The following is a 12,468-nucleotide window of genomic DNA, read 5'->3' on the forward strand; positions in this document are numbered from 1 at the left end:
GGAATAATTGATTTTAGAACAAGCCTTCTTCAGCCTTTACTTTTTCTTCACGAACTAAGCTATACATATTTGCTGCATCTTCTTTTTTTGTCGTTTCTTTCAATTCGTTTATTTTTACAGTTACTATTTTTTGCCCAAAACGAATTGTTAATTCATCAGCTACTTTCACATCTGAACTCGCTTTTGCCACTTGACCATTAATTGATATTCTTCCTTGATCAGCTACTTCTTTCGCTAATGTTCTTCTTTTAATTAAACGTGATACTTTTAAAAACTTATCTAGACGCATATGAAATCCCCCTATTAACGCTCTGTTTGTTTTGCCTCTTCCCATAAAACATCTAACTGCTCTAATGATAAATCTTGCATTTCTTTATTCATTTCAGCTACCTTTGCTTCCATGTATAAGAAACGACCAACGAATTTCTCATTAGTTGAACGTAACGCCTCTTCTGGATCTATTTTATAATGACGAGCTATATTAACAAACGCAAATAGTAAATCGCCAAATTCACCTAACATCTTCGCCTCATCCATGTTTATAACTTCTTGTTGGAACTCTTGCCATTCTTCTAAGGCTTTCTCTATCATCGGTTGTACATCAACCCAATCGAAACCAACCTTACCAGCTTTTTTCTGAATTTCATAAGCACGTAGTAACTGTGGTAAGCTCTTTGGAACTCCATTTAAAACAGATTCTTTCACGAATCCTTTTTCTTGTTTTTTAATTTCTTCCCAATTAGCAATTACTTCATCGGCATTATTTACATCCGTATTCCCAAATACATGCGGATGGCGACGAACCATTTTCTCAGATAAAGTTCGAATAATATCATCTATAGAGAACCAACCTTCGTCCTCTCCGATTTGGGCATGTAACATAACCTGTAATAATATATCACCCAGTTCTTCTACTAAGTGATCATCATCCTCTTCATCAATTGCTTCCAACACTTCATAAGCTTCCTCAATTAAATACTTCTTTAAAGATTGATGTGTTTGCTTTTTATCCCACGGACAACCATTCGGTCCACGAAGGTCTGCAATAATTTCTCTAAGCACATCAAACTGTTGATACAAGGACGCACGTTCCTGAACTGGTGGTACGTACACACTCGTTAAATTATTCAACTCGGTTTCATGATCTAACATGTACAATGGTACCTTTTTAACTTGTTCAAATGAAGTCCCTGCAGCTGTTACGATATACACTTCGTAATCATCTGGTAGCATCTCCATTAATGTTAATTTCACATCTGATGCAACGAATGCGTCATAAACTTGGCAAAAGATTAAATGTTGACGTAATTCTAATTGTCCTCTTTCAAATGATGTGGCGTCAATTAATTGGAATCCTTCAATCGGATCAATCTTTAGACTTGCAAACATCGGATCAAGGAAACTTTGTCCACCTTCAATTCGCACCTCAACATTCGCTGCTTCACCTTTTTCCAACAGTAGCTGAACCGTTCTTTCCGCTACAAGCGGGTGTCCTGGAACGGCATAGATGATTTCTGTGCCTTCAGCTTGTTCTAGCAATGTATTCGCAATTGTTTCATATACAATTTCAAATGTATCATGTGCTTCATATATATTGTCAAAGGCTGTATATTGTATACCTTCTTTCTCCAACTCTTCTATAACGGGATGTTCCTTCGTTCTAACAAACATATGATCTGCTTCTTTTATTTTCCGATATACACCCATCGTTAACTGATCTAACTCACCAGCACCTAATCCTAAAATAGTAATGATTCCACTCACAACCTGCCACCTCTATCCACTCTTCTTCAATGAACCTTCTTTTTTCTCTTTTTTCATAACGGTTCCTATTTCCGCTTTTGTAAATACACGTAATTTTAAAATTAAAAACACATATGTTAATCCACCGATAGCTACACCTAACAACGCCTCAAGTGTCGCAATTCCTCTATGTTCCGTATCAATTACTAATCCAGACATTTTCAATACACGCATAAACATTATTAATACAAATCCCATACCGATACCACTAATAACTACACCTAACATATTCCGTTTATCGATAAGCGACTCTGATACAGCTCGCATAAGTAATGCACTATTTAGCAAAGAAATTACAATTAACGCAACTAGTGTTGCAATTGCAGCTCCCTTCACACCAAAATACGGCATTAACATATAGTTTAAAGCTAACTTTAAACAACCTCCAAATATAACGAATATCGCTGGTTTTAATATTTGTCCTAACCCTTGCAAAATAGAAGCAGTTGTAATCGACAATGAACTAAATAAAATAGATAAAGATAAAATGGATAAAACATCTGACCCATTATTATTTTCAAACAACATAATATTCGTAGGCTGAATAATACAAGTTAATCCAATGGCCGCTGCAAATCCGATAACAAATGTTATTTTCATTGCTAACTTTACCTTTTCTCGAATAAAGGTAAGATCTCCTCTTTCCTTCGCCGCTGTAATAATTGGAATAAGTGACAACGAGAAAGAAGTTGTCACAACAGTACCTAATTGCATAAGTGGGATACTTCTGTCATACACACCTTTTAATACCTTTGCACTTTCAGCTTGCTCTCCTGCCCCAATAAGTAAAGAATAGAAGGAAACAGAATCGGCCATTTGTATAAAAATAAGCACTAAGTTACTAACACAAATCGCCAGTCCTTGCCAAAACAGGATCTTAATAATCCTCTTTTTCCCTCTAATTCTCTTTACACTTTTAAAGAATATGGAACGAAAGTCATGACGCATATAAAGTACAAGTACGATAATCCCAATCAATCCGCCTGCGATTGAGCCTAACATAGCACCTGCACCGACTGTATATAAATCAAATCCGTGAGCAATGAGGAATAGAGATAAAAATACAATAATAGAAACGCGAATTGTTTGTTCTATCACTTGCGAAACAGCTGTTGGCACCATATTATTAAACCCCTGAAAATACCCTCTTGCTACAGATAAAAACGGCATCAATATGAATGAAAAGGAAATAACACGTAATAGCTTATCTAAGTGTATATCGCCCATGGCTGTTGCAATTGCTTCGGCACCAAAGAACAATGTAAAAAAGCCTATGAAACCAATCCCTAATAAAAACCAAAAAGATACACAAATAATTTCTTCTGCTTCTTGTTTTTTCCCTCGCTCTAATCGTTCCGCAACCATTTTTGAAATTATAATGGGGAACCCATAAGTAGCTAAAATTAAACAAAATCCATAAAACGGATAAATTTGTTGGTAAATATAAAAACCAATATCACCCGCTATATTTTGATATGGAATACGGTAAAAAGCGCTTAATACCTTTGTAACAAAACTTGCGATTGTTAATATAATAGCCCCACGCCAAAAGGCTTGATACTTCCTCGATTCCATACAAGAAAACTCCTTTTTCTATTCTCACCCCTCGTATTATATCATAAAGAAAAGGACAAGCTTCCTTGCTTACACGAGTAATAATACGTTCACGCAACGATAGAAATGTTCAACGAAAAAAGGTAGCAAAGCGCTACCTTCATTCAATATACATATATCTCCAAATATTTGATTTCTCAAGAAGAAATATCATAATTAGGAAAGATTGCTACTTCTAAAATTCGATATAGCCTTACTGCTCCATTTGTTTCGCTAAAAAGCTTGCAGCTGTATTTACTGACTTATGCTCTACTTCACTTATAATAGCCTCTTTAGAGAAGATAACAACAGCTCCAATTGGATCCCCATTCGCAACAATCGGGCCAATTGTATAGGAACTCACTTTTTCTGTTACTCCATCAATAATTGAAATTTCGCTTTCATCTGTCATAATTACAGACTTACGCTCTTCCATTGTCTTCTCAATTAAATCGCCAACGCTTTTATTTAAGTATTCTTTTTTAGATACGCCTGCTACTGCGATAATAGAATCACGATCGCATACAAGCACATTATGTCCTAAGCTATCGTATAAAGCTTCCGTATATTCCTTTGCGAAATTACCTAGTTCACTAATTGGAGAATATTTTTTCAAAATCACTTCTCCATCGCGATCAACAAATATTTCTAGTGGGTCTCCTTCTCGAATACGTAAAGTTCTACGAATTTCCTTCGGGATTACTACCCTACCTAAATCATCAATTCGACGTACGATTCCAGTTGCTTTCATTCTAATGCTGCCTCACTTTCTACTGATGATCAAAGTGGTGAATTTACCTGTTCATGTAAAAATCACCAACTGTTAGACATAGTATTTTACACATTAGTTCTTCTATGCACGTCGAATTGTATTTTTTATCTTATATTAGGCATTTATTACTTCTTTTTTTACATCTGGTAAGCCTTTTAATAAATTTTCAGCAATTGTTAACCATTTTGATGTCTCTAAACCATTCGTTTTCATAACAATCTTCAATTGTGATCCTTCCATTCCAAGACCGATCATACGACCGAAGCTATTTCCAAGCATGAATAATTTTCCACCATCAATATTTTGGCTTGCTTGTTCTGAGAACAAGATTGTTACTTCAAATTTATTTTGCTTAATTAATTCAATTTGTTCTTTCATTGCTAATACTTTAATATTTGCAATTTGTAATAAATAACCAACTTCTTGCGGGTAATCACCAAATCTATCTATCATCTCTTCCTGCAACTCTTCAATATCCTCAATTGCAGAAACACCTCTAAATTGTTTATACATCATAATTTTTTGTTTACTATCTGAAATATAAGCATCTGGTAAATATGCATCTACTTCTAAATCAATTTCAACATTAACTGTATTTTCAACTCCATCTGTTCCTCTACGCTGTTCAATTGCATCTTTTAACATTTGAGAATACAGATCAAATCCGACAGAATCAATAAATCCATGTTGTTCGGCTCCTAACAAGTTACCTGCACCACGAATTGATAAATCTCTCATTGCGATTTTGAAACCAGACCCAAGCTCTGTGAATTCTTTAATCGCTTGCAGACGCTTCTCTGCAACTTCCGATAACACTTTATCACGTTTGTATGCAAAGTAGGCATATGCAACACGATTAGAACGCCCAACACGCCCACGAAGCTGATACAACTGTGATAATCCCATACGATCTGCATCAAATACAATTAACGTATTTACATTCGGAATATCTACACCCGTCTCAATAATTGTTGTACTTACAAGAACATCATGCTGCCCTTCTAAAAACGATAGCATAACAGACTCTAATTCACTTTCGTTCATTTTCCCATGTGCATATGTTACACGCGCATCTGGAACTAACATCGAAATTTCATCTGCTTTTCGTTCGATATCCTCCACACGATTATATAAGAAGTAAATTTGCCCACCTCTTGCAAGCTCTCGTTCTATCGCTTCTCGCATTAACGCTGGATTATACTCTACTACATACGTTTGGACTGGGAAACGATTTTCTGGTGGTGTCTCAATAACAGATAAGTCACGCACACCCAACATAGACATATGAAGTGTACGCGGAATCGGGGTTGCCGTTAATGTTAATACGTCAACATTTGCTTTTAATTGTTTAATTTTTTCTTTATGCGTTACACCGAATCTTTGTTCTTCATCAATAATAAGAAGCCCTAAATCTTTATAAGTAACATCTTTAGATAAAATACGATGTGTTCCGATTACAATATCTACCGTACCATCTTTCAAGCCCTTAATTGTTTCATTTTGCTGTTTTCTCGTACGGAATCTACTTAATAATCCTATCTTGATTGGATAATCTTGAAAACGCTCTCGAATTGTTTCATAGTGTTGTTGTGCAAGGATTGTTGTCGGCACTAAAATTGCAACTTGTTTTTCATCCATAATTGCCTTAAATGCCGCACGAATAGCTACTTCCGTCTTTCCATATCCTACATCACCACAAAGAAGCCTATCCATCGGACGTCCGCGTTCCATATCTTTTTTAATCTCTTCAATAGAACGTAATTGATCCTCCGTCTCTTGATATGGGAAAGAAGATTCAAATTCTTGTTGTTCTGCCGTATCTGGTGTATATGCATAACCCTTTGAAGCTTCACGCTCAGCATATAGTTTAATTAGGTCATCCGCAATGTCTTGTACAGATTTTTCAACTTTCGTTTTGACCTTCTTCCAATCATTTCCGCCTAATTTATAAACTTTTGGATCCTTACCTTCAGATCCTACATATTTTTGCACTTGGTCAATTTGTTCAATTGGAACGTATAACTTATCATTGCCTTGATATTTAATATTCAAATAATCTTTATGAACGCCATTAATCTCTAATGTCTCGATACCTAAGAATTTACCTATACCATGATTTACATGAACTACATAATCTCCAACTTTTAATTCCGAATAACTTTTAATACGTTCAGCATTAGATAACTTTTGCTTACGTTGTGATTTTTTAACTTTCTTATGGAAAAGCTCTTTTTCAGTAATGACAACAAGCTTTTGCATCGGCATTTCAAATCCTGCATGTAAATCACCTACAGCAATTTGTAACCTTCCAGGCAATAATATATCTGTGCCCTCTACAATATCTGCCTCAATATCATAATCACTTAAAATATGTTGTAGTTTTTTTACACGTTCATCATCTGTGCCGAGCACAACAGTCGTAAAATGCCCTTCGTTCCATCTATCAATTTCAGTTTTCAACAACTGCATCTGTCCATGGAAATCTTGCATTGTTTTACATGTCACATTCACAATGTTTTGCGGATGTGTATGTGCTATATGACGCAAGAATAAAGTTAAATATACAAAACTTCTTTTTTTATTATGAAGAAATTCTTCAAACGAGTGAGAGAAAGATAAATCTTGAATAATTGTTCCTTCACCAAGAAGTGATATATACCATTCCGCCTCTTCTGTTTCAAGATGTGATGCTGTTTCTTGAATACGAGAAATCTCATCCAAAATCACAATACCATCTTCTGGTAAATAATCTATCAGACTAGCAGGTTCATTATAGAAAATAGATAAATATTTAAACATCTGTTCTATACTTTGCCCGTTTTTTAACATCTCAATTTCATGACTTACCGTCTCAAGCACTGTAGTCTTCAATTTATCGTCGGAAAGTTTTTGCATCGTCTTAGTCAAGCCTTCCTCAAGATGCTTAATTCCCGATTTCAATTCTTCCTGTGAAAATAAAAACTCTGTTGCTGGACCAAATCTAACACGTTCTTTTTTATCTTGAGAGCGCTGTTCATCCACATCAAATAATCGAATAGAATCGACTTCTGTGTCGAAAAATTCAATACGAAATGGTAATTCTTCAGTTAATGGATAAATATCTAATATTCCCCCGCGCAAACTGAATTCCCCTGGAGCTTCTACCATCGACTTACGCTCATAACCAATATGATGTAAAGTGTGCAAGAATGTATCTAAATCAATCTCTTGCCCTAGATTGATTTCGATTTGCCTTTGCTTCCACAATTCTTTCATTGGTAAAAATCTGCGTAGTCCTGCAACTGGTGCTACAATAACCCCACTCTCTCCTGCAGCTAAACGATTTAATACTTCAATACGTTGTGCCTTTAATTCTGGGCTTGCAACACCAAGTTCTGATGCTATCAATTCATTCACTGGGTATAGCCATACATCTTTTTCACCAAGTAACGCCACTAAATCTTCATGCACTTTTTGTGCTTGATATAAATTATGCGTCACAATAAGTTGTGATTTTTTTGTTTTTTTATATAAAGCCGCCATTAATAACGAACGAGAAGAGGTTGCCATACCTGATACAAGTTGCTCTTTTAAACCATCTTCTAATCCATTAATAACAGATTGGATCTCTTCATTTTTATAAAATTGCTCTAATAAACCTATCATTTTCAAAACTCCTCTCAACATAAAGAGCAAGCCATTATATTTTATGCAAATATTTCGGAAAAAGAAAACAGAAAAATGCTTTGGACATGCCAAAGCGACAACATTTTATTGCAGAAATTTTTCATATTCATAATACTCAGGATAAGATGCGAGCGTTTCTTGACACGATTCACAAATCGTTTTTATATATATATTTCCATTCTCATGAAAATGAATCATCTCTACTACTTCTTGCTCTGTTAGTTGAAATAAAACGTCGCTATATACTTTTTCTGCAGTAACGGAGCCTACATCACTCCCGCAATGTCTGCAATAATAATACCCTTCCATACTAGCCTCCTAAATATCCAATTACTACTAGTATGGGTAAAAATAAAACAAAATATTCCTAATCATATCCTTAACTATTGAAAGTATTCATGATTTGAAGAAAAGGTTTATTTAACCATTCTTCACATGCATCCGCTGCTTTTTCAATAGAATGATCGACATCCGGAATTTCTTCTGATGTAAAACGTCCCAATACGTAATCTACTACCTTCATTCCATTTTTCGGACGATCAATTCCCATGCGGATACGTTGAAACTCTTGTGTTCCTAAATGTGAAATTGTTGACTTCACACCATTATGTCCACCCGCGCTACCTTTCATACGAAGGCGTAATTTACCTACAGGGATGTCTAAATCATCGTACAGAACAACGAAGTCCTCTACATCAATTTTATAGTAATCCATGAGCGGACGAATACTTTCCCCAGATAAATTCATATATGTAAGTGGCTTTAATAAGATTACTTTTTCTCCATTAACAAATCCTGCACCAAATACTCCTTTAAATTTTTGTTCGTTTAAAGAAATGTTCCAACGCTTTGCAAGTTCATCAATCGCCATAAATCCAATATTATGCCTTGTTAATTCATATTCTCTACCCGGGTTCCCAAGTCCTACTATCAATTTCATTCTTGTACCACTACTTTCTCTTTTCGATACGAAAAGACGTAACCAATCTTGGTTACGTCTCATTCTATCCAATTAATTGAATAATACACTTACAGATTCTTCTTCGTATACACGAATGATTGCTTCTCCGATTAGTGGAGCAACTGAAAGTTCATGTACTTTGTCGATTTTCTTCTCTTCTGGTAATACGATAGAGTTCGTTACAACTAACTCTTTAATATTTGAGTTTTGGATACGCTCAATTGCTGGACCAGATAATACTGGGTGTGTACAGCAAGCATATACTTCAGAAGCACCGTTCTCAACAAGAGCGTTTGCTGCTAATGTAATTGTACCAGCTGTATCAATGATGTCATCAATTAAAATTGCTGTTTTACCTTCGATATTACCGATAATGTTCATTACCTCTGATACGTTCGGACGAGGACGACGCTTATCAATAATAGCGATTGGTGCTTTTAGGCGATCTGCCATTTTTCGAGCACGAGTTACCCCACCGTGGTCAGGTGACACGATTACGATATCTTTAAGACCTTTTGTTTCAAAGTAATCTGAAAGAATCGGTACACCCATTAAGTGGTCGATTGGGATATCAAAGAACCCTTGAATTTGTGGAGCATGTAAATCTAGAGTGATTACACGAGTTGCACCTGCTGTTTCAAGCAAGTTTGCTACAAGTTTCGATGTAATTGGTTCACGAGAACGCGCTTTACGGTCTTGGCGCGCATAACCATAGTAAGGAATAACAATATTAATTGTTTTTGCAGATGCACGCTTTAATGCATCGATCATAATAAGTAATTCCATGATATGTTCGTTTACTGGGAAGCTTGTAGATTGAATAATGAATACATCGCAACCACGGATACTTTCTTCAATGTTAATTTGAACTTCTCCATCACTAAAACGATCAACAGAACATTTTCCTAGTCCTACTCCAATGTGCTTTGCAATTTGCTCAGCAAGTTCCTTATTAGAGTTTAAAGAGAATACTTTCAAATTAGAATTTAGATATTGAGTCGACATCTAGATTAACCCTCCACATTATGATTTTTTCTTATTCAGCAATTGATCAACATAGTCTTCTTTGTTAACTTGACGTGCACGTGCTACTGATAATGCTTTTGATGGAACATTCTCTGTAATTGTAGAGCCCGCTGCCACATAAGCACCATCTTCAACTGTTACTGGCGCAACAAGATTTGAATTGCATCCAATAAATACCCCGTTACCAATCACAGTTTTGAATTTATTCTTGCCATCATAGTTCACCGTAATTGAACCACAACCAAGATTCACGTCTTCTCCAACTTGCGCATCCCCGATATAACTTAAGTGTGAAGCTTTACTTCTATTACCAAAAACAGTTTTTTTGATTTCCACGAAGTTTCCAACGCGCACTTCATCTCCAATAACTGAATCTGGGCGAATGTGTGCAAATGGACCAACCGATACTTCTGTACCAAGTTTACTATCATGTACAGTAGATTGACGAATTGTCGTACGATCTCCAATTTCACTATCGCGAATTACTGTGTGCGGTCCAATTTCACAATCAGAACCAATTACAGTATTACCCTCAATAATTGTTCCTGGATGAAGAACTGTATCACTACCGATAATTGCATCAGCAGAAATATAAGTGTTACTTGGATCAATAATTGTAACACCATTTACCATGTTCTTTCGGTTGATACGGTTTTTCATAATAATTTCCGCTTGCGATAGAGCGACTCTGTCGTTAACACCTAACGTTTCATCGAAGTGCTCTGTTTGATAAGCTGATACGATATGACCTTCATTTTTTAAAATCTCGATAACATCTGGCAGGTAATATTCACCTTGTACGTTATCATTTGAAACTTTAGAAAGTGAAGCGAATAAAGCTTTATTATCAAAACAATACGTACCTGTATTGATTTCTTTAATAGCTAATTCTTTCTCATTTGCATCCTTATGCTCAACAATCTTTTCAACATGACCGTTCTCATTACGAATGATACGACCATATCCAGCAGGTTCTTCTATGTAAGCTGTTAGCACCGTTGCCATTGCCCCTGCCTCTTTATGTTGCTGAAGCAATGCTTCCATCGTTTCAGCAGTTATTAGCGGCGTATCACCACAAATAACTAAAGTTGTTCCTTCTTCATTTGCAAGTACACTTGCAGCTTGATCTACAGCATGTGCTGTACCAAGTTGTTCTGCTTGTAATGCAAACTCACTTACGTTTCCTAGCTGTTCTTGTACCATTTCAGCACCATGTCCTACGACTGTTACAAGTTTCTGCAAGCCTAATTGAGATACTTGATCGACAACATGTTGTACCATAGGTTTTCCACATACAGGATGAAGCACTTTGTATAGCTTAGACTTCATACGTGTGCCTTTACCTGCAGCTAGAATCACTGCAAATCTGTTTGACATATAGACCCTCCATCGCAACCTATTTATCCATTAACGATATTATCCTAAATCAGCATATATTTCAAGAAACACATTTTAACTATTAAATTTTACCATAATTCTTATAAGATGTTTTACTCTTTAGTATCTTTTTTAAGAAATAAGCTATACTATTTAAAATGATTTTGAAAAAATTAGAAGTTTTTTCTCTTCACCTTAATAAATTTCGAATTTTCTGGATGTAATGCAATATAAAACCATAAAAAAACAAACCCCTGTAAATGCTTACAGGGGTTTGCTACAAAATTATAGGGATTTCTTTAAAAAGCCCTTTTCATTCGAATTTTACGAAGCGCCTGCTTCTTCAAACTCAACCTCTTCTAACTCGCCTAAACGGTGATACTCTGTTAAAACCGCATCTTGAATTTTAGAGCGTGTATTAGAATTAATTGGATGTGCAATGTCACGGAACTCTCCATCTGGAGTACGTTTACTTGGCATTGCTACAAATAATCCATTATTACCATCAATTACACGAATATCATGAACAACAAATTCATGGTCTAGAGTAATAGAGGCGATTGCTCTCATGCGGCCTTCTGTGTTTACGCGGCGTAATCTTACGTCAGTCACTTCCATCTTGTGTTCACCACCCTTTTCTAAATAAGCGATATATTTGTATAAATTCCACAAAATTTCTATTTTCCCTTTAATTTTTTAAAAATTTTTAAGATAAAAATTTTTAATGTAATTGAATATAGAGATTAGTAGAGGTTATCGCTTACAAAGAATTACTTAACTAGGGCAATTACTTCGATTTCAACTGAAACATCTTTCGGTAATTTTGCTACTTGTACACAAGAACGAGCTGGCTTATGAGTAGAGAAATAAGAGCCGTATACTTCATTAACAGCATTAAAATCATCCATATCTTTTAAGAATACTGTTGTTTTTACTACTGTATCAAATGAAGCCCCAGCTTCTTCTAATACTGCTTGTAAATTTTGAAATACTTGCTCTGTTTGTACTGTTACGTCTCCTGCTACAAGATCTCCACTTGCAGTTAACGGAATTTGTCCTGAACTGTAAAACATATTATTTACAATAATCCCTTGTGAATATGGTCCAATTGCTTGTGGTGCATTGTTTGTTTGAACAACTTTCATGTTTTTCCACCCTTTTATTATTTATTTTTACTCTTTAAAAATAGTGCACGAAAAGCAGTTTGTCCATCTATTTTATAATTTATAAATAGAATAAAAAAAAAGATAAAGCTATCTGCTTTACCTTT

Annotated in this window: 11 protein-coding genes; all 11 read right to left on the minus strand. The window is 35.4% G+C overall.

Annotation, left to right across the window (positions count from 1 at the left end; translation table 11 throughout):
- Positions 1-13 precede the first annotated feature (13 nt).
- A complete protein-coding gene (locus ACUN28_RS01305) occupies positions 14-289 on the minus strand; it encodes an RNA-binding S4 domain-containing protein (RefSeq protein ID WP_001234876.1) in 276 nt (91 codons plus the stop codon).
- A gap of 14 nt (positions 290-303) precedes the next feature.
- A complete protein-coding gene (mazG, locus tag ACUN28_RS01310) occupies positions 304-1,764 on the minus strand; it encodes a nucleoside triphosphate pyrophosphohydrolase (protein WP_016085302.1) in 1,461 nt (486 codons plus the stop codon).
- 12 nt (positions 1,765-1,776) lie between these two features.
- Entirely contained in the window at positions 1,777-3,378 is a 1,602-nt protein-coding gene (locus ACUN28_RS01315; protein ID WP_016085303.1) for a putative polysaccharide biosynthesis protein, read from the minus strand.
- A 232-nt stretch (positions 3,379-3,610) separates the two neighbouring features.
- The gene (spoVT, locus tag ACUN28_RS01320; protein WP_000648312.1) at positions 3,611-4,147 is read right to left on the minus strand and encodes a stage V sporulation protein T; all 537 of its coding nucleotides are present in this window, start codon (positions 4,145-4,147) and stop codon (positions 3,611-3,613) included.
- A 135-nt stretch (positions 4,148-4,282) separates the two neighbouring features.
- Positions 4,283-7,813, minus strand: a complete 3,531-nt coding sequence (gene mfd / locus ACUN28_RS01325) for a transcription-repair coupling factor (RefSeq protein ID WP_016085304.1) — start codon at positions 7,811-7,813, stop codon at positions 4,283-4,285.
- 105 nt (positions 7,814-7,918) lie between these two features.
- A complete protein-coding gene (locus ACUN28_RS01330) occupies positions 7,919-8,143 on the minus strand; it encodes an anti-sigma-F factor Fin (protein WP_016085305.1) in 225 nt (74 codons plus the stop codon).
- A gap of 70 nt (positions 8,144-8,213) precedes the next feature.
- On the minus strand, positions 8,214-8,774 hold the full coding sequence (pth, locus tag ACUN28_RS01335; RefSeq protein WP_080118137.1) for an aminoacyl-tRNA hydrolase: 561 nt from the start codon (positions 8,772-8,774) through the stop codon (positions 8,214-8,216).
- Between the two features lie 72 nt (positions 8,775-8,846).
- Entirely contained in the window at positions 8,847-9,800 is a 954-nt protein-coding gene (locus ACUN28_RS01340) for a ribose-phosphate diphosphokinase (RefSeq protein WP_000107420.1), read from the minus strand.
- An 18-nt stretch (positions 9,801-9,818) separates the two neighbouring features.
- The gene (glmU, locus tag ACUN28_RS01345; RefSeq protein ID WP_016085307.1) at positions 9,819-11,198 is read right to left on the minus strand and encodes a bifunctional UDP-N-acetylglucosamine diphosphorylase/glucosamine-1-phosphate N-acetyltransferase GlmU; all 1,380 of its coding nucleotides are present in this window, start codon (positions 11,196-11,198) and stop codon (positions 9,819-9,821) included.
- A 324-nt stretch (positions 11,199-11,522) separates the two neighbouring features.
- Positions 11,523-11,816, minus strand: a complete 294-nt coding sequence (gene spoVG / locus ACUN28_RS01350; RefSeq protein WP_000454042.1) for a septation regulator SpoVG — start codon at positions 11,814-11,816, stop codon at positions 11,523-11,525.
- 152 nt (positions 11,817-11,968) lie between these two features.
- On the minus strand, positions 11,969-12,343 hold the full coding sequence (locus ACUN28_RS01355; protein WP_016085308.1) for a RidA family protein: 375 nt from the start codon (positions 12,341-12,343) through the stop codon (positions 11,969-11,971).
- Positions 12,344-12,468 lie beyond the last annotated feature (125 nt).

It is taken from the genome of Bacillus sp. WC2507, assembly GCF_052656125.1.